This window comes from Burkholderia sp. PAMC 28687 (genome assembly GCF_001577465.1).
GTDB lineage: Bacteria > Pseudomonadota > Gammaproteobacteria > Burkholderiales > Burkholderiaceae > Caballeronia.
On record NZ_CP014506.1, the window covers coordinates 770486 to 794881 of the forward strand.

The 24396-nt window shown below is 61.0% G+C and carries 22 protein-coding genes; 9 read left to right on the top strand and 13 right to left on the bottom strand.

The features are described 5' to 3' along the window. Positions 1-101: 101 nt before the first annotated feature. From AX768_RS18880 to AX768_RS18890, 3 genes are read left to right on the top strand one after another with little or no spacing between them, the layout of a single operon-like run. Positions 102-2267 carry a TonB-dependent siderophore receptor gene (locus tag AX768_RS18880; protein WP_442857268.1) on the top strand — a complete coding sequence of 722 codons (2166 nt, stop codon included), beginning with the start codon at positions 102-104 and terminating at the stop codon, positions 2265-2267. A 38-nt stretch (positions 2268-2305) separates the two neighbouring features. Further along, entirely contained in the window at positions 2306-2908 is a 603-nt protein-coding gene (gene pnuC / locus AX768_RS18885) for a nicotinamide riboside transporter PnuC (protein ID WP_062001616.1), read from the top strand. Between the two features lie 7 nt (positions 2909-2915). Beyond that, positions 2916-4118, top strand: a complete 1203-nt coding sequence (locus AX768_RS18890) for a phosphotransferase enzyme family protein (RefSeq protein ID WP_062002330.1) — start codon at positions 2916-2918, stop codon at positions 4116-4118. Between the two features lie 56 nt (positions 4119-4174). On the opposite strand, the gene AX768_RS18895 is transcribed toward AX768_RS18890, so the two are convergent. The 11 genes from AX768_RS18895 to AX768_RS18945 all read right to left on the bottom strand — a co-directional run bounded on the left by AX768_RS18895 (position 4175) and on the right by AX768_RS18945 (position 14653). Continuing rightward, positions 4175-5509, bottom strand: a complete 1335-nt coding sequence (locus tag AX768_RS18895; protein WP_062001617.1) for an MFS transporter — start codon at positions 5507-5509, stop codon at positions 4175-4177. A 44-nt stretch (positions 5510-5553) separates the two neighbouring features. Beyond that, positions 5554-6588 carry a LacI family DNA-binding transcriptional regulator gene (locus tag AX768_RS18900; RefSeq protein ID WP_231941529.1) on the bottom strand — a complete coding sequence of 345 codons (1035 nt, stop codon included), beginning with the start codon at positions 6586-6588 and terminating at the stop codon, positions 5554-5556. A 133-nt stretch (positions 6589-6721) separates the two neighbouring features. Next, positions 6722-7501, bottom strand: a complete 780-nt coding sequence (locus AX768_RS18905; protein ID WP_062001619.1) for a transporter substrate-binding domain-containing protein — start codon at positions 7499-7501, stop codon at positions 6722-6724. Positions 7502-7582: 81 nt separating this feature from the next. Further along, complete coding sequence (locus tag AX768_RS18910) at positions 7583-8452, bottom strand: ABC transporter permease (protein ID WP_082778932.1); 870 nt, start codon at positions 8450-8452, stop codon at positions 7583-7585. Further along, positions 8445-9290: an ABC transporter ATP-binding protein gene (locus AX768_RS18915; RefSeq protein ID WP_062001620.1), complete on the bottom strand. Its 846-nt coding sequence runs from the start codon at positions 9288-9290 to the stop codon at positions 8445-8447. The genes AX768_RS18910 and AX768_RS18915 overlap by 8 nt, the downstream gene beginning before the upstream one ends. Beyond that, positions 9287-10369, bottom strand: a complete 1083-nt coding sequence (locus tag AX768_RS18920) for an ABC transporter substrate-binding protein (protein WP_062001621.1) — start codon at positions 10367-10369, stop codon at positions 9287-9289. The genes AX768_RS18915 and AX768_RS18920 overlap by 4 nt, the downstream gene beginning before the upstream one ends. Positions 10370-10639: 270 nt before the next feature. Beyond that, a complete protein-coding gene (locus AX768_RS18925) occupies positions 10640-11386 on the bottom strand; it encodes a DUF899 domain-containing protein (RefSeq protein ID WP_062001622.1) in 747 nt (248 codons plus the stop codon). Between the two features lie 20 nt (positions 11387-11406). Continuing rightward, positions 11407-11835: an SRPBCC family protein gene (locus AX768_RS18930; RefSeq protein WP_062001623.1), complete on the bottom strand. Its 429-nt coding sequence runs from the start codon at positions 11833-11835 to the stop codon at positions 11407-11409. Next, positions 11742-12140: an ArsR/SmtB family transcription factor gene (locus AX768_RS18935; RefSeq protein ID WP_305954585.1), complete on the bottom strand. Its 399-nt coding sequence runs from the start codon at positions 12138-12140 to the stop codon at positions 11742-11744. Before AX768_RS18935 ends, AX768_RS18930 begins: the two co-directional genes overlap by 94 nt. Positions 12141-12396: 256 nt before the next feature. Beyond that, a complete protein-coding gene (locus AX768_RS18940; RefSeq protein WP_062001625.1) occupies positions 12397-13725 on the bottom strand; it encodes an MFS transporter in 1329 nt (442 codons plus the stop codon). 40 nt (positions 13726-13765) lie between these two features. Further along, positions 13766-14653 carry an isocitrate lyase/PEP mutase family protein gene (locus AX768_RS18945; protein WP_062002332.1) on the bottom strand — a complete coding sequence of 296 codons (888 nt, stop codon included), beginning with the start codon at positions 14651-14653 and terminating at the stop codon, positions 13766-13768. Positions 14654-15102: 449 nt separating this feature from the next. Here AX768_RS18945 and AX768_RS18950 point away from each other — a divergent pair, with 449 nt between their 5' ends. The 6 genes from AX768_RS18950 to AX768_RS18975 all read left to right on the top strand — a co-directional run bounded on the left by AX768_RS18950 (position 15103) and on the right by AX768_RS18975 (position 22001). Continuing rightward, a complete protein-coding gene (locus AX768_RS18950) occupies positions 15103-16107 on the top strand; it encodes an AraC family transcriptional regulator (RefSeq protein WP_083637537.1) in 1005 nt (334 codons plus the stop codon). A 191-nt stretch (positions 16108-16298) separates the two neighbouring features. Further along, a complete protein-coding gene (locus AX768_RS18955; RefSeq protein ID WP_062001626.1) occupies positions 16299-17369 on the top strand; it encodes an ABC transporter substrate-binding protein in 1071 nt (356 codons plus the stop codon). Between the two features lie 66 nt (positions 17370-17435). Next, a complete protein-coding gene (locus AX768_RS18960; RefSeq protein ID WP_062001627.1) occupies positions 17436-18239 on the top strand; it encodes an ATP-binding cassette domain-containing protein in 804 nt (267 codons plus the stop codon). A 15-nt stretch (positions 18240-18254) separates the two neighbouring features. After that, complete coding sequence (locus tag AX768_RS18965) at positions 18255-19514, top strand: sugar ABC transporter permease (protein ID WP_062001628.1); 1260 nt, start codon at positions 18255-18257, stop codon at positions 19512-19514. 36 nt (positions 19515-19550) lie between these two features. Continuing rightward, positions 19551-20279, top strand: coding sequence for an SDR family oxidoreductase (locus AX768_RS18970; RefSeq protein ID WP_062001629.1), 729 nt, complete (start codon positions 19551-19553; stop codon positions 20277-20279). An 87-nt stretch (positions 20280-20366) separates the two neighbouring features. Next, entirely contained in the window at positions 20367-22001 is a 1635-nt protein-coding gene (locus AX768_RS18975; RefSeq protein WP_062001630.1) for an FGGY-family carbohydrate kinase, read from the top strand. Positions 22002-22019: 18 nt separating this feature from the next. Here the strand turns inward: AX768_RS18975 and AX768_RS18980 are convergent, their stop codons facing one another. Continuing rightward, positions 22020-23060, bottom strand: coding sequence for a LacI family DNA-binding transcriptional regulator (locus AX768_RS18980; protein WP_162916250.1), 1041 nt, complete (start codon positions 23058-23060; stop codon positions 22020-22022). 113 nt (positions 23061-23173) lie between these two features. Next, entirely contained in the window at positions 23174-24343 is a 1170-nt protein-coding gene (locus AX768_RS18985; protein WP_062002334.1) for a cupin domain-containing protein, read from the bottom strand. Positions 24344-24396: the final 53 nt, after the last annotated feature.

Below are 24396 nucleotides of genomic sequence, written 5' to 3' on the forward strand. Positions count from 1 at the left end.
ACGCCTGTCAGCATTATCCAAGAACAATGAATAACAAGAGACTTACTCAGGCGCCGTCCTTGCATCATTCGCAATTCGTTGCGCATCGAACATCGGTCGTCATGGTTGCCGTTACCACGCTGTTTGGCATGCAGGCAGCATTTGCGCAGGCAGGATCGCCATCGCCAGCCGCGCCTGACGGCGTAGCGGTGCTTCCGGCGGTAAGCGTGACGGCCATGCATGACAATGACTATCGCGCGCGCTCCGCCTCTGTTGCCGGGTTCGACGAAACGCCGCTGCAGGACACGCCCGCGTCTGTGTCGGTCGTCACTCGCGCGCAACTCGATGACCAGCACGCAAAGTTGCTCAGCGACGTGGTGCGCAACGACGCATCGGTGAACAACGATTATGCGCCGGTAGGTTATTACCAGGGTTTCACGATTCGCGGTTTCCCGATCGACCTTGCCAGCGCCATCAAGATCAACGGTCTGACCATTTCCGGCGAGCAGAATGTCGCGCTGGAAAACAAGGACCGGGTCGAGATATTGAAGGGGCTTGCGGGCATAGAAAGCGGGGTGGTCGCGCCGGGCGGCATCATCAACTTCGTGACCAAGCGCCCGCGGAATGTCGCGAGCATCACGACAGATGTCGACAGCCGCGGGTCCACGTCCGCCGCCGTCGACCTGGGGCGGCGCTTTGGTGATCAGAATCAGTTCGGGTTGCGAATCAATGCGGCGAAAGAAAACATCCACTCTTATGTGGATGGCGCCGATGGCCGCCGCACATTCGGCTCGATTGCAGCCGACTGGATCATCAGCCCGCGCGCGAGCCTTCAATTCGATGCCGAGTTCCAGCAACTGATCCAGCGCTCGGCATCGGGGTATCAATTGCTGGGCGGGACGGCGGTGCCGTCGGCTGCGTCGGCATCGAAGCTGCTTGGCTTGCAGCCGTGGACCAAGCCCGTCACCACCGACGCGCTCAATCTCAACACGCGGTTCGACTACAGCTTCAACGACAAGTGGCAGGGTTACATAGCCGCCAGCCGCAGCCACACCATGATCGACGACAACGTCGCATTCGCCTATGGTTGCGGCTACGTCCCGAGTTGTGGCGCGGGCGGCACGTCGCCGTTTTTCTTTGCATCGAACGGAGATTTCGATGTCTACGACTACCGGAGTCCGGGGGAATATCGGCGAAACGATGAAGTTCGTGCCGTGCTCACTGGCAATTTTTCAACCGGCTGGCTCCAGCATGACGTGACCTTCGGCACCAGCGTGCAGCGGCGCGTGGTCGATTTGTCGAACGCGGTGTATGACTATGTTGGCAGCGAGAATATCTACGGGCCGAACCTGACATTCGATCCGTCGCCGAATTCGCCGAGCGCGTCTTTTCCGCAACTTGATTCTCGCCAGTATTCCGTATTCGGCACAGACCGGATCACGTTCAACGATCACTGGCAGGTTCTCGCCGGAGGGCGCGGCGTCCTGCTGCGTCAGCGAAGCTGGACCGAAATGGATGGCCCGGCTACCGACACGGACCGTTCCATCTTCCTGCCGCAAGTGGCGGTCGTGTACAAACCAGTCGCGCCACTTTCGTTTTATGCATCTTATAGCAAGGCACTTTCGCTTGGCGATCAGGCTCCCGTTCGTGCGAGCAATGCGTATGCATTCCTTCCGCCGGTCGTGTCCAATCAGGTTGAAGTGGGCGCCAAGTACGACTGGCTCGACCGGTTGAATCTCACGGCGGCAGTGTTCGCGATCAACAAGCCGTTCGAATACGCAAAGCCCGATTCCACCGATGCAGGCTACACGTTCACGCAACAGGGAACGGAGCGTCATCAGGGCATCGAGCTGAGCGCAGCGGGACGGGCGACGGACCGGCTGACGCTGACGGCCAGCATCGCGGCGATCAGGGCGCGTGCGTACGACTCAGGCACGCCCGCATACGAGGGTCATCAGGTGATCAACGTGCCGCGCTTGAGCGCCGCGCTTTATGCGGACTATGCCGTGCCGCATGTTGCGGGACTCGATCTGCTCGGCGGCGTCAACTACAGCGGCAGCAAGGCCGCAAACGAAGAGGGCACGGCAAGCGTCCCGTCTTATTTCGTCTTCAATCTCGGCGCGCGCTACACCACGAAGCTTGGCGGCCACAAGACGGTGGTGCGGCTCTCCGTCGATAACCTCTTCAACAAGTATTACTGGCAGGATAGCGGCGAGCTTCAGGGCGACGCATATCTCTTCCTTGGCGCGCCCCGCACTGCACGTTTGTCGTTGACTTATGATTTCTAGAAACGTCTTCCACGCATCCTTGGACCGAGGCCAACACAATGTCCGTGCTTGAAATCATCGGTGTGATTGTGAGCGCGCTTGCAATCTGGCTGACTGCGCGACGCCGGATGCTTTGCTGGCCGGTGGGACTGGCGTCGGTGGCGCTGTACGGCTGGATTTTTTTCGATGCAAAGCTTTACTCCGACATGCTTCTGCAAGGCGCTTTCGCGGTCCTGCAGGTCTATGGGTGGTGGGTCTGGCTCGAGCAGGGAAAACGGAACACGCAAGTGGATTCCGGCGAGGTGCGCGTGCAGGCGGTTACGCCAAAGGCGCTACTGATGGGCCTGCTGCTTGCGGTCATTGGAAGCGCGGTGCTCGGGTCGTTGATGGCGCGGTTCACGGACGCCGCGTTGCCGTACGTGGATGCGTCGTTGACGGCGTTCAGCCTCGTCGCACAATACTGGACGGCGCGGCGTTATATCGCGTCATGGTGGCTCTGGATCGCAGTGGACGTTGTGTACGTCGGGATGTTTCTTTTCAAGGGTCTTTATCCGACCTCAGGTCTCTATGCACTGTTCGTCGCATTGGCCGTGATCGGGTTGCGCGACTGGAGCCGTGCGGCGGCGCGTGTCGAACCGGCGCAGACGCCGCACGCAGCCTGAGCCGGTCATGTCGACAGGAAAGCCGTTGAAATCAATCGCTTCGGATGCACCATCCGCCGATATCGCGCCCCTGCAATTCGGTGTCGATGGCGAGCAGGCCGAGCGCGACTGGCCGTTGATCACGCGCGAAGAAGTCGAGGCGGTGCTTGGCAGGTTTCCTTCGATTGGTCCCTTGGCCGGCTTAACGTGGCACAGCCCCCGGCCGTTCTCGGCGGCCGTGCTGATCACGACGGCGAACGGCAACGAGTTTTTCGTGAAACGGCATCATGTGAAAATCCGCGACGTGGAAGGGCTCGCCGAAGAGCATGCTTTCATCGCACATCTCGCGTCACGTGGGCTGCCCGTTGCCGACATCATCGCGATGCCTGACGGCGCCACGGCAGTGACTCAAGGCGAATGGACATACGAGGTTCATCGTGCGGCGGGTGGGGCGGATGTGTATCGGAAAGCGATGTCATGGACGCCCTTCGCCGATACTTCCCATGCGTTTGCGGCGGGCCATATGCTCGCGCGCTTGCACATTGCTGCGCGCGATTACGCCGCACCGGCGCGCGCCATTCGTCCGCTGCTCTCGAGTTTTCGGGCGCTCAATGAATCCGATCTGATCGGCGCACTCGACAGGTGGATCGACGCACAGCCCTTGCTGGTTCGCGCCCTGGGAGCGCGTGACTGGCGTTCGGACGTGTCAGAGGTTATCTTGCCCTGGCATGCGCGGCTGGCGCCTTTCCTGCCCGGATTGCGCCCGCTGTGGACACATGGCGACTGGCACGCTTCTAACCTTCTCTGGACCGGTAGCACACCCGGCGCGCAAGTCAGCACCATCCTGGATTTTGGTCTATCCGACCGGACGTGCGCGGTCTACGATCTCGCGGTTGCGATCGAGCGAAATGCCATCGAGTGGTTATCCGCGCAAGACACACGGCGCGTGCATCTCGATCATATCGACGCGTTGCTGAACGGGTATGAGTCGATCACGCCCTTGTCCGGTGATGAATACGCGGCGCTGGTGGCTTTATTGCCAATCGTACATGCGGAGTTCGCGCTTTCCGAGGTTGCTTATTTTCACGCTACGCTAGGGTCGCCGGAGAACGCGGAGGTTGCGTACGATGGTTATCTGCTCGGACACGCGCGATGGTTCTCCGAGCCGGCGGGAAGGGCGTTGCTCGATCATCTTGAGAGCCGCGGGCGCGTCTCCAGATCGCCGGATTAAAGGTTCCGGTCGCTTGCGATGGCCGACCATCGCAAGCGAAAGCTACATCACACCCTTCACGTGTGGCGTTCCTCGACAAACGTCCCGCGCGGCGCGTTCTCCAGGGCGGTATCGTGTTTAAGTAGCAACACGGCCGCAACACCGACCAGCCCCGCGCCCGACAGACACAACAAGCCGGCGGCGAAGCTGCCAGTACTGTCCTTGATCCAGCCCATCGCATAAGGCCCGAAGAATCCCGCCAGGTTGCCCAGCGAGTTCACCGCTGCAATACCACCGGCGGCCGCCGCTCCTGAGAGAAACGCGGCAGGCAAGGTCCAGATCACCGGCAGGCAACCGAAGATGCCGAACCCGGCAATGGAAAGCGCAAGCATCTTCAGCACCGGATTATCCAGCGCAGTGGATGCCGCAATCCCGCCCGCCGCGACCAGCAGCGCAATCGCCACATGCCATTTGCGTTCGAGCTTGCGATCCGAGTGACGGCCCCAGTACACCATGCTGATTGCGCCGACAATGTAGGGCAGCGACGTGACGAATCCCGTCTGCACATTCGTCAGGCCGAAGCCTTTCACGATCTGCGGCAGGAAAAAGCTCAGGCCGTAGTTCGTTGCGTTTGCACCGAAGTAAATCAGCGCCACCGCGAGCACGCGCGGATTGAACAAGGCTTCCTTCACGCTGAAGCTGCGCACGGCTTCACGTTGGCGGCGCTCTTCGGCCTGCCGGTTGACGAGCCAGTTACGCTGGTCGTCGGTGAGCCACTTTGCGTCGGCGGGTTTGTCGGTGAGATAGAAAAACACTACGAACGCGAGGAAGAGCGCCGGCAATGCCTCGATCAGGTAAACCCACTGCCAGCCCGCGAGGCCCCCGAGTTTGTCGAGATTCAGCAGCGCACCGGAGATAGGCGCGCCGATGACCGTTGAGAGCGGGATCGCGACCATGAAATAACCGACCACACGCCCGCGATACGCCGCCGGAAACCAGAGCGTCAGCAAGAAGATGATGCCGGGGAAGAAGCCCGCTTCAGCAATCCCGAGCAGCACTCGCAGCGTATAAAAGACGTGCGCGGACGACATCCCGGTGTATTGCGCGATATGCGGAATGAAAGCCATCGCGGCCGCGAGGATGCCCCACGTGAACATGATCCGCGCGATCCATTTGCGTGCACCGAATTTTTCCAGCAACAAATTGGACGGCACTTCGAAAAAGAAATAGGCGATGAAGAAAATCCCCGCGCCAAAGCCGAACGCGCTGGGCGAAAAACCGAGGTCCTTGTTCATCTGCAACGCGGCAAAACCCACGTTCACGCGGTCCAGATAAGCGATGAAATAACAAAGCATCAGGAAGGGGACTAGCCGCGCCGTCACGCGCGTCAGTGTGCTTTTTTCGAGGTCCATTTGCCATGTCTCCTGTTTTCAAGTTGTGATTCGTCTGAAACGTTTCATCCGGTTACGGCTGTTTCGGCTGATACATACGTTGTGCTTTCACGCACCAGCAATTCGGCTTTGAAGCGCAAGTGAACAAATTCGTCTTGCTCGCCGTTCAACAGCTTGAGCATCAATTGCCAGATTGCATGGCCGATAGCCTCCACGGGCTGACTTATCGATGTCAGATACGGGCGCAGCACGGACATCCAGGGGGCGTCATCGAAGGAAAGCAGCGACACGTCTAATGGGATTTGCAAGTCGGCATCGCGGATGGCGCGCAGCGCGCCGAGCGTCGTGACGTTGCAACCCGTGAAGAGGGCGGTCGGGCGCGTGGAACCGCTCAATACCTTGAGCGTGGTGGCATGGCTTTGCATGGCCGTCATGCCGCATTCGATCACTGCAATGTGCCGGGCGAGATGCGCTTCGCGCATTGCATCCATATAAGCTTCCGCGCGTTCTCGCGAGTTCACCAGTTCCAGGGTGTTGACGAGGAACGCGATGCGCTGATGGCCGAGCGCGATCAAGTGGGCGGTTCCGTCGGTGGATGCGCTGCGACTGTTGGTCGTCACCGTGTTCGCCGGGAAGGTATCGTCTACGCGATCGGCCATGACAAGCGGCACATTGCATTCCCGCGCCTCGGCTATTGCATGCTGGTACCCGCGGCATGGAATGATGATCATGCCCGCGACCTGACGCGACATCACAAAGCGGATACGCTCGGTTTCACGTTCGGGGTTTTCGTTGGCATGGGCGAGGATGAGCTGATAACCATGCTGCAGCGCATGGTTTTCGAGGGCGCGCGCAATGTCGACGAAGAACTGGTTGGTGAGGTCGGGAAGAACCAGACCAATGGAAGTCGGACGGCCGCGGCGCAGGTCGGCGGCGATCTCGTTGCGCCGGTATCCGATCAGACGTGCCGCATCCCAGACGCGTCGCGCCCGCTCGGCGCTGACTCCGGAAGCACCGGACAACACCTTCGACGCTGTGCCGACAGACACCTTCGCCGTAATCGCGACATCGCGCAGCGTAGGGCGAGTTCTGTCAGGCATGCTCATGGATCATCCATTCGCCATCGACTGAAACGTTTCAGAGGATAGGCGATGAATGGAGCGGTTACAAGAATTCCCCGCTCAGGGTTTACGGCGGGACGGGTTAATGCGGAGGCATGCGGGGTCGCGCTTGTCAGTGACAGTACAAGTCGTTCTCAGCGATAAACATGTCGAATGCAAGTTGCTTGGCGACCGTCTCGCGCGCGGTTGTGAGCCATCGGCTCCGGCGCCAGTCGCGGATGGTGGTATCCACAAAACGCATGCTTGCGGCATCGGCGCCGGGCGTCGCGATAAATGACGGCGCGGGTGCGATTTCGCCCGGCAGGACGCTGTAGTAGCTCCAGTCGGGTTGCTTCAGTAACGCTTTGATGACGAGTTCGTCGTCGACCAGCGCGGTACATTCGCCGGCCTGGAAAGCCAGCAGCGCGTCAAGCGGACGGTCGAACGTCAGCAGGTGCGCACCGTATTGCTTCGCTGCGCGCGTGCCGTACGCATTGCCTGTCGATGTGCAGATCGATCCTGCGCGCAAGCCTTCCCAGTCGCGAACCTGTCCATGGCGAAGCACCAGTCCCTGGCCCCGGCCACTCGCATACGAGGCGGGCGAGAAAGACACGGCCGGATTCGGGCTGAAGGGCAAACCGTCGATTGCTACATCCGCCTTGCCGCTTGCCACGGCCGTTGCCGCCGCCCCGGGCTCGCTGAGCAACAACTCCACTGGCAGTCCCAGACGTTCTCCCAGGTCTGCAGCCAATGCCGCTGAAAAAGAGTCGGGCGAGCGCAGCGCGCGATCCACATGGCCGACGGTCAGCACGGGCGCAGGGCGGGGCGGCACTGCGACGATCAGCTTGCCGCGCAGAGCGGCAGCGGCGAATGGCTTCTCAAGGCTGACGAACTGACTCAACATCACGCCCATGAATACGAGCGCCAGCAGAAAGAGGGAACCCGAGTGCGTATGCTCAGCCCTCGCGAGGAAGCGGAGACGCCAACACCGTGGCTAGCCATTTTGTGCGATGCCGACACGCCAGCGCAGCAGTTTGCGCTCAAGCAAAGACAGGCCGTAATTGATCAGCAAACCAAACAATGCAAGCAGCACGATGCCTGCGTACATATCGGGAATCTGAAATGTTTCCTGCGAGTTGAGCGTATAAAAGCCGAGCCCTGAGCGCGCGCCGATCATTTCTGCGGCGACCAGTGCAGTGATGCTGTACGCGCCGGCGAGCCGGACGCCTGTCAGGATTTGCGGCAAGGCGGCCGGCAAGATGACTTTCGCGAAAATAAAGCCTTGTGTTGCGCCCATGGAGCGTGCGCAATCGATAAAGATTCGCTCGACCTGCTTCACGCCCGAAATGGTGTTGAGCAAGACGGGCCAGAAGGCGGCCCATACGATGATTGCGATCTTCGACGATTCCCCGATACCGAGGAACAGCATGAACACGGGGAACAACGCGAACGCGGAGACTTGCCGCAGCAATTGATACAGCGGATCGGCAATGCGTTCGGCGCGCCGGAACCAGCCAAGCAGGAAGCCGCCTATGATCCCGGCCGCCACGGCAAGCAACAAGCCCGCAAGAGAACGGAAGGCACTGGCGCCAATATGCTTCCAGACTTCGCCGCTGTCGAAAAGATGCGCAATTGCGACCATGACTGCGGATGGCGGGCTCAGATACGCCGAGCTGACAATGCCGAGGCGCGGCAGCAATTCCCACAACACGAGAAATCCGGCCAGTGCGATGCTGCGTTCGAATACGCGCACTGCGTGAGCGCGCCATCGCGAAGGCTCTTTCAGTGCCGCTGCCTTCGAATCGTCGGATGCGTGTTGTTCGCGGGCAGGAAAGAGGACGGTAGCGGTGAATCGATTACGCATCGACAGTCCTCGTTTGCTCTTGAGCAGGCACGTCGCGCGCTTCGGCGACTTCGGTCTTGAGCAGGGCCCAGGCGCGCTGCCGCAACGCAAGGAATTCCGTTGAGTTGCGCACGGAGTCGTCGCGCGGGCGCGGCAGCGGTATGTCGATGATTTCCTTCACACGGCCTGGACCACGCGTCATGATCGCCACGCGGTCGGACAAGAAGATCGCTTCATCGATGCTATGGGTGATGAAGACCACTGTCTTGGCGCTTTTCTCCCAAATGCCAAGTAGTTCGCTTTGCAAGGACTCGCGCGTTTGTGCGTCTAGCGCGCCGAAGGGTTCGTCCATCAACAGGACTTCGGGTCCGTAAGCCAGCGCGCGGGCAATGGCCACGCGCTGGCGCATGCCGCCAGAAAGCTGGTGCGGGTAATGATTGCCGTACGCCTGCAAGCCGACCAGCGCCAGGAAGCGCGTGGCTTCTGCACGGCGTTCGGCGCGCTTGACATCGCGGATCTCGAGACCGATTTCGATATTCTCGATGACCGTACGCCACGGAAACAGCGCGTATCCCTGGAACACGACACCGAGCTTGCGGCTGACGCCTGTCAGGATCTGCCCGTCGATGCGCACATCGCCTTTTGTCTGTGGAACGAGCCCGGCGAGTATGTTGAGAAAGCTCGACTTGCCACAACCGCTTGGTCCAAGCACTGAGAGGAATTCGCCTTCCCGCACCGACAGGCTGAAATCCTGAAGCACGGCGTTGCTGCGCGCGTGCCCCGGCGTCCCCTGATCGACGTAGGTCAGTCCAAGATGCTCGGCGACGATCTTGTCGCGAGATAGAGGCGTGCCGCTCACGATGCCGCTTCCGCCGCCGCGTTCTTTGCAGACTTTTGCTGCGCGTAAGGGTTGAATTCGTTGGTGTACACGTCTTCCACCTTCACCTTGCCCTTGGGAATCTTGCCTGCCTGTTCGAGGATATCGATGTAGTACTGGATTGGCGGCGTTGTCACCACGAGGTCCTTCACGTAGGCGTAACGCTCGACTACGTCCACGTCGATCCCCAGCCGCTCGGCGGTCAGCTTGCGTGCTTCATCCGGATGGGCATTGACCCAGTTCCCGGCTTTGGCGATCGCGGTCACGAAATCGCGCACCGCTTGTGGATGGGCGCGCGCGAATGCGCCGTTGACGCTATACGGCGCCATGCCGCCGAGGCCGTGATCTTCGTCCCAGTCGCTCCAGAGCTTGTGAAGCTGCGGGTCATGTTCCGCTGCGCCCGAAAACGGCGGATGAATGATCGCAACGTCGACGTTCTTCGTGACCAGCGCCTGTTGCGACTGGTTGTCGGGCACGACCAGCCAGTTCACCTTCGACACATCGACGCCATGCTGCGAGAGATATTTCTTCGTGACGAACTCCGCGCACGCGCCAAAACTATTGAATGCGACGGTCTTGCCTTCGAAGTCCTTGGGCTGCCTGATGCCGGAATCCTTGCGCGAGAAATATTTCATATGGGGCGCGTCGGGCAAGGTCTCGCCGCCGGCGGAAACGACCTTGATGTCGGCGCCGCTTGCGATCGCGGAAATGACCAGGGGCACCATGCGCGTGCCGAAGTCAATCTCGCCTGTGCCGACCAGAGGAATGATCTGCGGCGCCGATACCTTGCCTACATACCTCGGACGCGTGCTCGTACCATCGAAGTAGCCGAGCTTGTCCGCCAGATAAACGAGATCGAACGCAGGATTGTCGGGGTACTTGAAATAGGTGACTTTCGTCGCTTCTGCGGTGCTGGTCGACGCCGCGCTCGTGGCGGCGTTCGCGGCCGCGTCGCGGGAATTGCAACCGCTCTGCAGAAGCAGCAATGACGCCGCTATCGATGCTATGGCAACGTACAGTGTACGGCCGCGCAGACGGGACCGGGTCGGGGAGGTGGGCATCGGAATACCTGGCAGAAAGAAAGCGGAATTTTCAATGGCAGACGCGAAGACGGCCTGACATGGCAAGCGCGCGTTTGCAGCCTGACGCTAATGCGATTTTCGCGTTAGCCGGTCACGCGCTTAACCAATTAAAAATGCTTTCGATATCAGGAAAGTTGAAAGGAGACGTTGACTGAGCGGGAACTGAACGTTAGCGGGAAGGGGCGCGCCTATGAATGAGTCGGCCTGTTTTCGCCCTTCAGGCCAACTCACTTACGCGGTCAACTGGCGCTAGTGACAACATCCTCCCGACTCATGTTTTGGGTTGTCGTAACGATCGTGATGCCGCATCCAGTCCGTCATGCCATGTTCTTCATCGCGTCCCTTGGGCGTGATGTCGAGCAGGTCATACGCGCCGATCAGCGGTTCGACTCCGCGTCCATATGCGGAGAACGTGCGGAATACATCGCCGGCTTCGTCCTTGTAGAACACGCTGACGCCGGGCATTTCATCGCTATCGAAACCGGGCTCCTTTGTCTCGTGTATCTGGAAGTTGTAGTCGATCCTGCCCGTGGCACGCTGCTCGGGCGTGAACGATACATGATGGTCGAAATTGAAGTCGCTGCCGAACGACGATACCCATTTGAAGTGCCAGCCCATGCGTTTCTTGAAGGCTTCGATCTTGCCGAGCGGCGCACGCGATACCGCGACATAAGCAACGTCGCGTTGCTCGACATGCATCAACGCTCCGTCCATGTGATCCGATACGAACGAGCAGCCGATGCATCCCGCTTCCCAGTCCGGCCCCAGCATGAAGTGATACACGATCAACTGGCTGCGTCCGTTGAAGAGATCGGCGAGCGTCTTGCGGCCGTCTGGAGTATCGAACGAATAGCGCTTTTCGACTTTTACCCATGGCAGCGCGCGGCGCTTTTCGGCAAGCGCATCGCGTGCGTGCGTCAACGCCTTTTCCTCGGCCAGGTGCGCCTTTTGCGCAGCAAGCCATTCATCTTGCGAAACAATCCGATGCTGTTCCATCTTGCGTCCTCCTCCAGTGATCAGGCGAATTCCCGCATGAGTCCATCGAGGATTTCGTTCCAGCCGGACTCATGGTTATCGCGCGCGGTTTCATCGAAGAACTGCTCGTGCGTCAGCGTGAGCAGAGTGAGCTCGCCGTCGCGCCGCAGCGTGAACGTGACGAGCGATTCCCGTTCGGGCGTGCTGCGCCATGCCCAGGTGTAGACGAGTTTCTCGTCCTGCACGACCTCCGTGAATACGCCGCTTACGTCATGCTCCTCGCCGGCCGGCGTGCGCATGACGATCCGGAAGCGCCCGCCGACGCGCACGTCCATCTCCGCGTGAATCACGTCGTTTTTGTTCGGATGCATCCACTTCACGAGTTGCGACGGTTCCGTCCACGCGGCGAAGATTTTGGCGGGGCTTGCGTTGATTCGGCGCTGGAGCGTGAGACTGGGTTTGGCGGACATGGGTCTTCCTCCACAAAGGCGGCAAGGCGATCGAGTGTGTCGGTCCAGAAGCGCTCGTAACGGGCAAGCCATTGCATGGCTTCCTCCATCGGTCCGGCGGCAAGCCGGCATGCGACGGTGCGGCCCGTCTTGGTCCGCGTGATGAGACCGGCATCCGACAACACATCGAGATGCTTCATCACGGCGGGTAACGACATGGCAAACGGCTGCGCGAGTTCGCTGACGGACAGGTCCGCGCCGGCGGACAGGCGGGCGAGGAGAGCACGACGCGTCGGGTCGGCCAGGGCGGTGAATGTGCGGTTCAAGGCCGCTTCCTGATACTTAACCATAAAGTTAAGTTTATGCGACAGTCGAAGGAAGTCAAGCACGGCACAGCAATTTTTGTGGGTTTAAGCGTTAACACATAGCACGCGTTGTTTCAGTGGACGCGGCGGCAGGGCGGGTCGAGTTGCAGGGGTATCGACGGCTGGAAACCAGATGGTTTATCGCGTCGCGATGATCCACCGGTTCTGATCAGCGATCAACAAATGCAGCGGCGAGCCGCCGCTGCATCGGGCACGCTCATGCTCTGGCTTCGGTGCGCGTAACGGTTCGAAAACGCGTCTCGGGCATTCGGATATAAACGATAAGCGACACCGCCGCCCACGCACTCACATACCAGTAGAAATACTGTTCGTGTCCGCTCGCCTTGAAACGCAAGGCGACAAACTCGGTCGTGCCGCCGAGGATTGCTGTCGTCAGCGCATAAGGCAAGCCGACCGCGAGCGCACGGATGCGCGCCGGGAACAGTTCTGTCTTGGCAAGCATGTGAACCGATGTAAAGCCGCTCAACATGGCGAGCCCGGCGAACGACAGCAGGAATGCGACGAGCGGATCTTTCGTGTGACTCAGCGCAGTGAACAGCGGCACGGAGAAAAGCGTACAGCACACGCCGAAACAGATCAGCACCGGGCGGCGGCCGAACACGTCGGAGGCCAGACCGAACAGGGGCTGCAGCGGCATGTAAAGCAGCAACGCGAGGGAAGAGATGAACGTCGACGTTTCCTTGCTGAGTCCGACCGAATTGACCAGGTATTTCTGCATGTACACCGTGTATGTATAGAAGCCGACAGTGCCGCCTACGGTTATGCCAACGGCGAGCAGGAGTTGTCGCCAGTGCGCCAGCATCTCACGGCTGATCGGCGGCCCCGTTTTTTTTGCGCTCTCGGCGAACGCTTCTGATTCCATCACGTTGCGACGCATGTAGAGCGCAAACAGTGCAAGCAGGCCGCCGATCACGAACGGAATGCGCCAGCCCCAGCGGTCGATCTGCTCGGATGTAAGCAACAAGTGCTGCATGACAAGCAGAAGACCGAGCGCCAGCAACTGGCCAGCCACCACGCTCACTTGCAGGAAGCCGAGGTAAAAGCCACGCCGGTTTTCAGGCGCGATCTCGCTGAGATACGTGGCGCTCGTGCCGTATTCGCCTCCCATGCACAGGCCTTGCAGCAAACGCGCAAGGATCAGGATGATCGGTGCAAGCGCGCCGATCGTGGCATATCCCGGAGTCAAGGCGATCATCAGCGAGCCGACGCACATGCCCATGACCGACCACATGAGCGCAGCCTTGCGGCCACGTTTGTCGGCATACAGCCCGATCAGCCAACTACCCAGAGGCCGTGCGATGTACCCGACCGCCGCAATCGCCGCCGCGTTCATGAGCTGGACCGTCGGGTTATCGGCGGGAAAAAAAGCCTTGGCGAAGTAGATCGAAAAGATGCTGTAGGCGAGGAAGTCGTACCACTCGATCACATTGCCCATCAGGCCGCCGATGATCGAGCGAAGCCGCACCGGACTTGCGCGTACCTGCGGTTCGGTGTCGGGGAAGGACGCTGCACTGGTTTTCGTCACGCTGAAGTCTCCTTGTTTTCTTCGTACTGACGTGGCGGGGTTATTCGCTGTCCGCTGCGTATTGCTTGTCGAGACGGTCGTAGAGCGGCTTGTCGACCAGCCGCTGGCGTTCGTTGAACGGCGCGAGGAGCGTGGGATCTTCGTCGAGCTTGCCTGCATCGCGCAGTGCGCCGAGCGCCTTCTGCATGCCGAGCAGCGCTCCCTGCAGCGCAGCGTTCGCATACAGGACGATGCCAAAACCCATCGCCGCAAGCTCGCTCTGCGGGACGACCGGCGTCTTGCCGCCCACCACGATATTGATCAACTGGGGCGTGTCGAAAAGCGACGGCAGTCTTTTGATTTCATCGAACGTTTCGACTGCTTCAATGAAGAGGACGTCCGCGCCCGCCTCGGCAAAGCGGTGCGCGCGTTCGATGGCCGCCTCGAAACCATGCACGGCACACGCGTCAGTGCGGGCGATGATCTGGAAGTTGGCGTCCTCGCGTGCATCGACGGCGGCGTGCAGCTTGCCGACCATTTCGCTGGTGGAGATGACGGCCTTGCCTGCGAAGTGGCCGCATTTCTTCGGACTGACCTGATCTTCAAGCTGGATCGCATCGGCGCCTGCACGTTCGAGCGTGCGCACGGTATGGCGAACATTGAGGGCGTTGCCGAAACCGGTATCGGCATCGACGAGAAGCGGGAGATCCACGGCATCGCGAATGCGCGACGTGTGCTCCGCAATCTCGCTCAAGCCGACAAAACCGAGGTCGGGCAAGCCAAGCGACATGTTCGTCACGCCCGCGCCCGTGATGTAAAGCGCCTTGAACCCCGCGTCCGCGACGACGCGGGCGCTCATTGCGTTAAAGGCGCCGGGCATGAGCAAGGCCTGGCGTTGTTGAATGGCTGCGCGAAAGGCGGCGCGGCGTGCGGCTGATGACTGCGACATGGCTGTTTCCTTTTGAAAGTTTGCCAGTCTGTTTGCAGCATCCATGCCAGTCTTCTTGAAAGCCTGAATGCGCTTTCAAAACAACGACGTACGGAATCGAGGAATGAGCTGTCAGTGTTTCACCGTCTTATCACTGTGTTTCAATGAATTTAAATGAAACACACATGAAACGCTGTTGAAACGCGGGAGACGGGTCGTGGCCGCTGAACTCAGGCATCGATATCCCCGCTACCTTCATTACGCTTTTGCATTGCACAAAAGTTGACCTTTGAGGGCATCCGGGCTTACCCGAATGCAAAATAGTATCAGCCGACGGTCTCAATTTCGGTAGTGCGGGAGGCGCGAGAAGCATATTGTTCGTGCATGGCGGCGCTCAATGCACATCAACTGCATTTCGTGCAAACGTCCAAAAAGCGTCCAAAAAACAAAAGCGGTTCAGGAGGAAGACGATGCCCACCACTCCGAGTACGACGGCGTGCCAATGCGGAACCTGCGGCTATTGCCGTGCGGCGCGCCTGGGCGCTCGCCGTGGCAACATCGTCCAGCCGGATCTCGAACTGGTCGCCGTTCCGCGCGACGAGTCCTTCAAGGTCTGGTCGCATGGCTATCCGTATCGCACGGTACGCTGGCACTTTCACCCTGAGTACGAAATCCAGGTCATTACATCGACGACAGGAAAATACTTCGTCGGGGATTACATCGGCACATTCGAGCCGGGAAACCTTGTGATGACGGGCCCCAATCTCCCGCACAACTGGGTGAGCAGCGTGCCTGCCGGTGACCGCGTGGATGAGCGCTGCCTGATCCTGCAATTCGACGCAGGCCTGGTCGAACGGGGCATCGAAATATTCCCGGAACTCAGGCGCGTGCAGCCCTTGCTCAATGCAGCCCAGTGGGGCGTGCTTTTTACCCCGAAAACCGGCGCGGCAGCCGAACCGATCATGCGCGAAATGCTGGGCGCTCAAGGCATGCGACGCATCAACCTGTTCGTCGGCTTGCTCGACTTGCTCGTGCAAAGCCCTGAGCCGATCAAACTGGCGAGCGCTGCCTATTGCTCCGACCCTGCGCACTACGCGGAGACCCGCATCAATCATGTGCTGTCTTATATTGGCAAAAACCTGTCGCAAGAGTTGCGCGAGACGGAGTTGGCCGAACTCGCGGGGCAAAGCGCCAGCGCGTTCTCACGCTATTTCCGGCGGCACACAGGCGTGCCGTTCGTCCAGTATGTGAACCGGCTGCGCATCAACCTCGCGTGCCAGTTGCTGATGTCGGGCGAACTGAGCATCACCGATATCTGCTATCAGGTCGGCTTCAACAACATGTCGAACTTCAACCGGCAATTCCTGATGATCAAAGAGATGTCACCGTCTCGATGGCGCGCGTATCAACAGCTCAATGCGGCCAGCGCGATCGAAGAGCCTGAGCTCACGCACGCGCTGGAAGCGCTCAGGTAGCACATTTATTCCCGGCAGGACCCGGCACCGGATGCATGAAGGCATCGGGAGGGACACGTTGGTCTTCACGCTTTAGCGGTTTTTTCATGAGCTCGATCCGGCGACTGAAAACAACGCATGAATCCAGTTTTATCCGCAGCGCACTCACGGCGCCAACCGCGCCGGCTTTTTCTAATAAACGGAGACAATCGATGACCCGACTTTCGACAAAAACGATCGGCGCGAGCGCGCTGACCCTGAGCCTCGGCCTGAGCCTGATCTGCAGCACGGCGGCGCAGGCCGCGCCCAGCGGGACGGTGGCTTTCCTGATGCCGGACCAGGCATCGACGCGTTACGAACAGCACGACTTCCCCGGCTTCAAGGCGGAAATGGCCAAGCTTTGTCCCAACTGCAAGGTGCTTTACCAGAACGCCAACGCGGACGTGGCAACCCAGCAACAGCAATTCAACTCGGTGATCTCGCAGGGCGCAAAGGTCATCGTCCTGGATCCGGTCGATTCGACGGCCGCGGCGTCGCTCGTTCATATGGCGCAAAGCCAGGGTATCAAGGTGATCGCGTATGACCGGCCGGTCCCGTCGACGCCAGCCGACTATTACGTTTCGTTCGATAACGAAGGCATCGGCCGGGCTATTGCGCAGTCGCTCGTTGCGCACCTGAAGGAGAAGGGCGTTCCGACTAATAAAGGCGGCGTGCTGCAGGTCAACGGCTCGCCTACCGACGCCGCCGCCGGACTGATCAAGAACGGCATTCATTCCGGCTTGCAGGGCAGCGGCTACAAGACCCTCGCCGAGTACGACACGCCTGACTGGGCGCCGCCGAAGGCGCAGCAATGGGTCAGCGGCCAGGTCACGCGTTTCGGCTCGCAGATCGTGGGTGTGGTCGCCGCGAATGACGGCACGGGTGGCGGCGCCGTCGCGGCGTTCAAGGCGGCCGGCGTGAACCCGGTGCCGCCGGTAACCGGCAACGACGCGACACTTGCAGGCCTTCAACTGATCGTCGCGGGCGACGAGTACAACACGATCCTGAAGCCGAGCGAGATTGTCGCGGCGGCAGCGGCCAAAGTGGCTGTCGGCTTCCTCTCCGGCCAGGCTCCGAAGGCTCAGACGACGCTCTTCAATACCCCGTCGCAGCTCTTCACGCCGACCGTCATCACCGCGAAAAACATCAAGGCCGACGTGGTCGACAAGGGCATCGTCAGCGCCAAGGATCTGTGCACGGACCGCTATGCCGAAGGCTGCAAGGCCCTGGGCATCTCGAACTGACCGGCGCGTACAGGACGGGGTCCGGCTCGAACCGGATCCCTCCACCTAAATCGAGGTACCCGTTCCATGACTGACAATTCCACGACACGATCCAAGCCCGGCAAGCTGGTGCTCAGCCTGCGCGGCGTTTCGAAAAACTTCGGGGCGGTCTCCGCACTGACCGACATTGAACTCGATGTGCACGCGGGCGAAGTGGTCGCGCTGGTCGGCGACAACGGCGCCGGAAAATCGACGCTGGTGAAAGTGCTGGCGGGCGTCCATCAGCCGAGTTCCGGCACCATCACCTTCGATGGCCAGCCGGTCACGCTGCCCGATCCGGGCGCAGCGCTCGATCTCGGCATCGCGACGGTCTTCCAGGATCTCGCGCTGTGCGAGAACCTCGATGTCGTCGCCAACATCTACCTGGGGCGCGAACTGAACCCGCTGCGCCTTGACGAAGTGGCAATGGAAGTACGCGCGTGGACGCTCCTCAACGAACTCTCCGCGCGCATCCCCAGCGTGCGCGATGTGGTTGCGTCTCTTTCGGGCGGCCAGCGGCAGACGGTGGCGATTGCCCGATCGCTGCTGCTGGACCCGAAACTGATCATGCTCGATGAACCCACGGCTGCGCTGGGTGTCGCCCAGACAGCCGAAGTGCTGAACCTGATCGAGCGGGTGCGCGATCGCGGACACGCCGTGATCATGATCAGCCACAACATGGAGGATGTCCGCGCGGTGGCGGACCGGATCGTCGTGCTGCGTCTCGGGCGCAACAACGGGGTTTTCTACCCCGACTCGTCGAACCAGGAACTGGTGGCCGCGATCACGGGCGCCACTGAAAATGCCGTATCACGGCGCGCCGGCCGGCAACAGGCCGGGCAGAGCGTCTAAATCCAAGGAACGATCATGATTAACGAAACGCAAGGCGGTTCGACCCCGCCCACGCTGCTTGATCGCAGTGATGTTCGCGTCAAGCACGCCACCGGTGTCGGCGGCACGCTCAGCGCTTTTGTCGACCGGGTGCGCTCGGGCGACCTGGGATCGCTGCCCGTCGTTGCAGGGCTGATCATCATCTGGACGGTATTCACGAGCCTGAACCCGGTCTTCCTCTCCGCCGATAACCTCGTGAACCTGCTGTTCGACTGTTCGACGGTCGGCGTGATTTCGCTGGGTATTGTCTGTGTGCTGATGGTCGGCCAGATCGACTTGTCGGTTGGCTCGATGAGCGGTTTCGCTTCCGCGCTCGTCGGCACGCTCTGGGTCAATCACGGCTGGCCGGTGCTTCTGGCGATCGCGGCTGCGATAGTGGTGGGCGCTGCGGTCGGCGCGCTTTACGCGCTGCTGCTGAACCGTCTCGGCATGCCCAGTTTCGTCGCGACGCTGGCCGGGCTGCTCGCCATCCTCGGCATGCAGTTGTATGTGCTCGGCGCGACCGGCTCGATCAACCTGCCTTACGGCTCCGCGATGGTGAACCTCGGACAGTTGATCATCATCCCTGCGGTCATTTCCTACCTTCTTGCGCTGGTCCCGGGCGCGGTGATCCTGTTCATCGGCCTGCGCACGCGCGAGCGCCGCCGTGCATCGAATCTGTCGGCATCCTCGACAGGCAGCCTTCTCGTGCGCAGTGTGATCGTCACGGTGCTGCTTGAAGTCGTGGTCGCGTACCTCAATCAGGGACGCGGCGTGCCGCTGATGTTCGGCGTCTTCCTTGGCCTCGCGGTCGCCATGGACTACGCGCTCAAGCGCACCCAATGGGGCCGCTCGATGAACGCCGTCGGCGGCAATCACGAGGCGGCGCGGCGTGCCGGGATCAACGTCGGCCGGATCTATACCAGCGCCTTCGTACTGTGTGCCGGCTTAGCGGCGCTCGGCGGCGTGCTGACTGCCGCGCGGCTCGCCTCGGCCAGCCAGCAGGCCGGTACCGGCGACGTCAACCTGAACGCCATCGCAGCGGCGGTGATTGGTGGCACCAGCCTGTTCGGCGGCCGCGGCAGCGCTTACTCGGCGGTGCTCGGCATCATCGTGATCCAGTCGATCGCGAGCGGCCTGACATTGCTGAACCTGTCGTCCTCGCTGCGCTTCATGATCACCGGCGCGGTGCTGGCTATTGCAGTCGTCGTCGATTCGCTTGCACGGCAGTCCCGCGTTTCGCATGGACGCGCCTGAAGCACGAAGGAATCACGCAATTTAGGAGAGCAGTCAATGACTGACATGATGAAGGGAAAGGTTGCCGCCATCACCGGAGCGGCATCGGGTATTGGTCTGGAATGTGCGCGCGTGCTGCTCGCCGAAGGTGCGAAGGTCGTGTTGGTCGACCGTGCTGCCGACCGGCTCACACAACTCTGCGCAGAACTCGGGCCGAACGCGTTGCCCCTGCCGATGGACCTGCTGCGTCCGGCTGAGGTCTCTACGCTATTGCCGCAAATTCTCGAGCGCGCAGGCGGCCTCGATGTGTTCCATGCCAACGCGGGTGCGTATGTCGGCGGTGAAGTGGTGGACGGAGACCCCGACGAGTGGGACCGCATGCTCAACCTGAATATCAACGCGGCGTTCCGGTCGGTCCACGCGGTGCTGCCGCACATGGTTGCGCAGCAATCCGGCGACATCATTTTCACGAGCTCGATTGCGGGGATCGTTCCGGTCGTGTGGGAGCCCATCTACACGGCCTCCAAATTCGCGGTGCAGGCGTTCGTGCACACCATCCGGCGACAGCTTTCCAAACACGGCATACGCGTAGGCGCAGTAGCGCCGGGTCCGGTCGTTACGGCGCTCCTCGATGACTGGCCGAAGGCCAAGATGGACGACGCGCTGGCCTCAGGCAGCCTGATGCAGCCCAGGGAAGTCGCCGACGCCGTGCTGTTCATGCTGACACGGCCGCGCAACGTGACCATCCGCGATCTTGTTATCCTTCCGAACAGCGTCGATCTTTGACGCGCGAGTGACTTGTGAAGGACGCGGGCCGTGTACGGCTCGGGTCCGCCTGACCATCTGCAGCGCTTCCCAGACAGGCCGTAAGCTATGACTTCAGAAGACCCGAAATCCGGCGCAGCAGACAATGCGCGCTATGTCATTGGCGTGGATGTAGGTACGGGCAGTGCCCGCGCCGGCATCTTCGATCTTGCCGGGCGCATGGTTGCTTCTGCGAAGCACGACATCTCGTTGTTCCATGCAAGCGGTTCTATCGTCGAGCAGTCGAGCAGCGAGATCTGGCAGGCCGTCTGTACCTCCGTAAGAGAGGCGCTGTCGCAGTCGGCACTATCCGCCGATGAGATCGCCGGCATCGGCTTCGACGCCACGTGCTCGCTCGTCGTACTGGGAGAAGGCGGCCGGCCGCTGCCCGTGGGGCCATCGGAGCAGGCCGAGCGCGACATCATCGTGTGGATGGATCACCGTGCCCTGGATCAGGCGGAGCGCATCAACGCCGGCGGTCACGAGGTGCTGAAGTATGTCGGCGGAAAGATCTCGCCGGAAATGGAAACGCCGAAGCTGCTGTGGCTGCTCGAGAACAGGCCGCACATCTTTGCAGCGGCGTGGCAGTTCTTCGACCTGACCGACTTCCTGACCTGGCGCGCGACCGGAGATCTGTCGCGATCCACTTGCACGGTCACTTGCAAATGGACTTATCTGGCGCACGAGCGGCGCTGGGATGAAAATTATTTTCAAGCCGTGGGTCTGGGCGTGCTGGCCGACGAAGCGTTTGCGCGCATCGGCCAGACGGTGGTCGATCCGGGAACGCCGCTGGGAAGCGGGCTGACGGACGCCGCCGCGGCGGAGCTCGGCTTGCGCACAGGAACGCCGGTTGCGACCGGAGTGATCGATGCCCATGCCGGTGGAATTGGCACGGTCGGCGCCGAAGGTGAAATCGAGTCGTGCCTGGCCTACGTCTTCGGTACGTCGTCGTGCACGATGACCACGACCCGCGAGCCGGTCTTCGTGCCCGGCGTGTGGGGCCCCTATTTCTCGGCAATGGTGCCCGAAACGTGGCTCAACGAAGGCGGCCAGTCGGTAGCCGGGGCGGCCATCGAACAATTGCTGTCGATGCACCCCGCAACGCCCGACGCACGCAAGCGCGCGGAGCAGGCGGGCCAATCCTTGCCGGTCATGCTGGCAGGTCTTGCGGTGGCGGCATCGGCCAGTTCATCCGCTACGGTGATGCTGGCGACGGGGTTGCATATCGTTCCCGAGTTCCTGGGAAATCGGGCGCCCTTTGCCGACCCGAACGCCAGAGCGGTGATCGCGGGCCTCGGCATGGACCACGATCTGGACAGCCTGGTCGCGCTGTACATAGCAGGGATTTGCAGCATTGGATACGGTCTTCGCCAGATCATCGAAGTTCAGGCTGCGGCCGGTGCGCCGATCGAGCGAGTGACGATCAGCGGTGGCGCGGGGCGCCTCGACCTCGTCCGGCAACTGCTTGCTGACACCACCGGCAAGCCTGTGCTTGCCACGGAGGCGGACGAACCTGTTTTGCTGGGCGCCGCGATTCTGGGCGGTGTGGCTGGCGGCCAGTTCGCCAATGTGCGCTCGGCGATGAGAAGCATGTCGCAGATCAGCACGACCTATGAGCCGGCGGCGGGAGATCTCGCCGCCCTGCACGAGACCAGATTCCAGGCCTTCACGCAGTTGCAGACGGTGGCGCGGGCAATTCGATAGGGCGCGGTTTGTGCCGTTTCAGCGGACATCCGCGCTGCTGATCCGATCTGCGCTGAAGAGATTCGCGGATCCACGTTCGATCAACTTGCTGGGTACGATGACCGTGCAGGCGCGCCGCGATGGAGCTGCGAGCCGGAGCGCCAGCATGCGGACGGCCTCGCTCGCGAGTTGCCGAACGTCTTGACGAACCGTGGTCAGCATATAAGTGGGACGCGACGCATCGGGCACGTCGTCGAAGCCGACGATCGATATGTCCTTGGGAACACTCAGGCCGAGATCGAATCGGCATGCATCGAGCGCGCCGAGGGCAATCTGGTCGTTCGCGCAAAAGACCGCGTCGATGTTTCCATTCGCTCTTTTGAAAGCGGCGGCCGTCGCTGCGCTTCCCTCCTCATAAGAGAAGTCGGTATGCAGCGAAACGATCTGCCTTGCGCCCAGACGCTGTGCTTCTTCAACAAAAGCATCGATTCGCGCACGGCTCACGGGCGCATCTTCCGGACCGCCAATGCATAGAAAGCGGCTGTGTCCCGCTTTACGCAATGCTGCGGCGATGCGCTTCGACGCGTTCGCATTGTCTGTTGCGACACTATCCACGCGCCGCGCCGTGGAATGCCTGTTGAAGAGCACGACAGGCACGTCGTGTCGCTGGAAGGCCCTGATGTCGGCGGCCGAAAGGTCGGCGCAGGAGATGAGTCCATCGAGTGGAAAATCCAGCGCACGGCCGAGCGTGTCATGAACCGCCTGGTCGCTCTCGACCGTGATAAGCAGCAACTTCGAGTTTGCCGCAGCCAACGCCTCGCCTAGTGCAAACAAGACATCGGGGTTGTATCGCAGTGTGTATTTCGTGACGATGACGCCAACCGCCTCGGAGCGCCCGAGAATGAGCGATCGCGCCAGCGCGTTTGGCCGATAGTTGAGCTCTTCCGCGATAGCGAGCACGTGCGCACGTGTGTCCGGGGAGATAGGACTGTCTTTCTGGAAGCACCGCGATACGGTCGATTGCGCCACGCCCGCAGCGAGCGCAACGTCGTAGGACGTCGCGCGGGCAGGGCGGGGCAAGGCGGTGTCTATTGGCGGCATGGCGTGGGTGTTGGACGGAGCTGAATCACTGACCTGGCGAGATACCGAATGACTTCGCGGTCAAAAGTGCGATTCTAACCGGGCCGCCCCGCTCAGGCCGTCAGGCTGATTGCAGCGACAGCTTGCTGAGTCTCGTACGGTAACAGGCGCAGCGGCGCCACATAGCCGTTATGGTCGACGCCGAACCCCTCTTGGGCCGCCGCCGCGACGATCGCCGGAGACCATACGATGTGCTTCTTCTGGTCGCCCGTCGTCATGACCGCCACAAGCAGCGGTGTGTCGCCAACAGATCTGACGGAGCGCCAGACGTTCGCCGGCACCGAGTACAAGGCCTGGCGCGGCACGGTAACGGGCGTCTTGTCGGCGCCCTCGTTCAGGATCAATTCGGCTTCACCGTCGAATACGATCAGGACCTGCTTGGCATCCACGCGATGAGTCCCGATCTCCTGCCCCGGATCGATCCGCAACCAGTCGATGGAAAACCCGTGTGGATAGAGAATGTCGGCCTGCTGGTTGCGGTCCTGCGTGATGCCGAAGCCCACGATACTTGCGACCTCTGCGCGATGGCCCGGCAGCACACTGCCGAGAAGGGCATGCCGCGACCATTTCCGGTCGGCGACCGTGACCATGCGCTTGCGCATTTCATCGGGCGAATAGTGACGCAGGCTCTCGGCTGTCTCCTGGTCGATGGGCTCGAGCAGCGCATCGTCTGCAGGCTTCGCTGTGCCGTTGCTGGTGTCGACAAGGAGATTTTCCTTGGTCAGGTAAAGCCCGTGTCGCGCCGCCTGTTCGAGGATCGATGGATGCCAGATGATGCCTCCGGTGTCATCGCCGCCAAGCGCCGAAAAAATCCAGCCGTCGTCATTGCCAATATTGCTGAAGCCGCGAAAGATCCAGGTAGGGATGCTCAGTACGTCGCCGGGCTCGCCGATCACGGTGCCTTCGTCTCCATTCGCACCCCACCGGAATAGCCAGCGGCCGCTGAAAATCATGAAGACCTCTGCCGTGTAATGCACATGGAGATTGTTCACGACACCGGGCGGCATGGCCGCAACGCCAAGACTGAAGCCATGTGGTTCGCGCAGATTGACCACCTGGTCTTCGCTTTGCGACACACCTGCCCCGATCAGCGAATAATTTTCCTTGCGCTCGGACCCTTTCATCTTGCAGTCAATGAACGCGACCTTGCACGCCACCATGTTCGATCTGAGAACCAGCCGGCTCTTCGCCGCGGCCTGGTCGAGCGTCTTTGCTTCACTCATGTTCACTTCTCCATTCCTGTTCTTCGCGATTTTATGCATTCGAATGCATAGGC

Bases quoted from the DNA above. Each gene is read 5' to 3' on its own strand.
- AX768_RS18985 (WP_062002334.1), bottom strand. From the start codon at position 24,343: ATGAGTGAAGCAAAGACGCTCGACCAGGCCGCGGCGAAGAGCCGGCTG.
- AX768_RS18945 (WP_062002332.1), bottom strand. From the start codon at position 14,653: ATGTCGCAGTCATCAGCCGCACGCCGCGCCGCCTTTCGCGCAGCCATT.
- AX768_RS18930 (WP_062001623.1), bottom strand. From the start codon at position 11,835: ATGTCCGCCAAACCCAGTCTCACGCTCCAGCGCCGAATCAACGCAAGC.
- AX768_RS18970 (WP_062001629.1), top strand. From the start codon at position 19,551: ATGACTGACATGATGAAGGGAAAGGTTGCCGCCATCACCGGAGCGGCA.
- AX768_RS18925 (WP_062001622.1), bottom strand. From the start codon at position 11,386: ATGGAACAGCATCGGATTGTTTCGCAAGATGAATGGCTTGCTGCGCAA.
- AX768_RS18955 (WP_062001626.1), top strand. From the start codon at position 16,299: ATGACCCGACTTTCGACAAAAACGATCGGCGCGAGCGCGCTGACCCTG.
- AX768_RS18905 (WP_062001619.1), bottom strand. From the start codon at position 7,501: ATGGGCGTGATGTTGAGTCAGTTCGTCAGCCTTGAGAAGCCATTCGCC.
- AX768_RS18920 (WP_062001621.1), bottom strand. From the start codon at position 10,369: ATGCCCACCTCCCCGACCCGGTCCCGTCTGCGCGGCCGTACACTGTAC.
- AX768_RS18880 (WP_442857268.1), top strand. From the start codon at position 102: ATGGTTGCCGTTACCACGCTGTTTGGCATGCAGGCAGCATTTGCGCAG.
- AX768_RS18890 (WP_062002330.1), top strand. From the start codon at position 2,916: ATGTCGACAGGAAAGCCGTTGAAATCAATCGCTTCGGATGCACCATCC.
- AX768_RS18960 (WP_062001627.1), top strand. From the start codon at position 17,436: ATGACTGACAATTCCACGACACGATCCAAGCCCGGCAAGCTGGTGCTC.
- pnuC (WP_062001616.1), top strand. From the start codon at position 2,306: ATGTCCGTGCTTGAAATCATCGGTGTGATTGTGAGCGCGCTTGCAATC.
- AX768_RS18910 (WP_082778932.1), bottom strand. From the start codon at position 8,452: ATGCGTAATCGATTCACCGCTACCGTCCTCTTTCCTGCCCGCGAACAA.
- AX768_RS18965 (WP_062001628.1), top strand. From the start codon at position 18,255: ATGATTAACGAAACGCAAGGCGGTTCGACCCCGCCCACGCTGCTTGAT.
- AX768_RS18950 (WP_083637537.1), top strand. From the start codon at position 15,103: ATGCCCACCACTCCGAGTACGACGGCGTGCCAATGCGGAACCTGCGGC.
- AX768_RS18975 (WP_062001630.1), top strand. From the start codon at position 20,367: ATGACTTCAGAAGACCCGAAATCCGGCGCAGCAGACAATGCGCGCTAT.
- AX768_RS18895 (WP_062001617.1), bottom strand. From the start codon at position 5,509: ATGGACCTCGAAAAAAGCACACTGACGCGCGTGACGGCGCGGCTAGTC.
- AX768_RS18900 (WP_231941529.1), bottom strand. From the start codon at position 6,588: ATGCCTGACAGAACTCGCCCTACGCTGCGCGATGTCGCGATTACGGCG.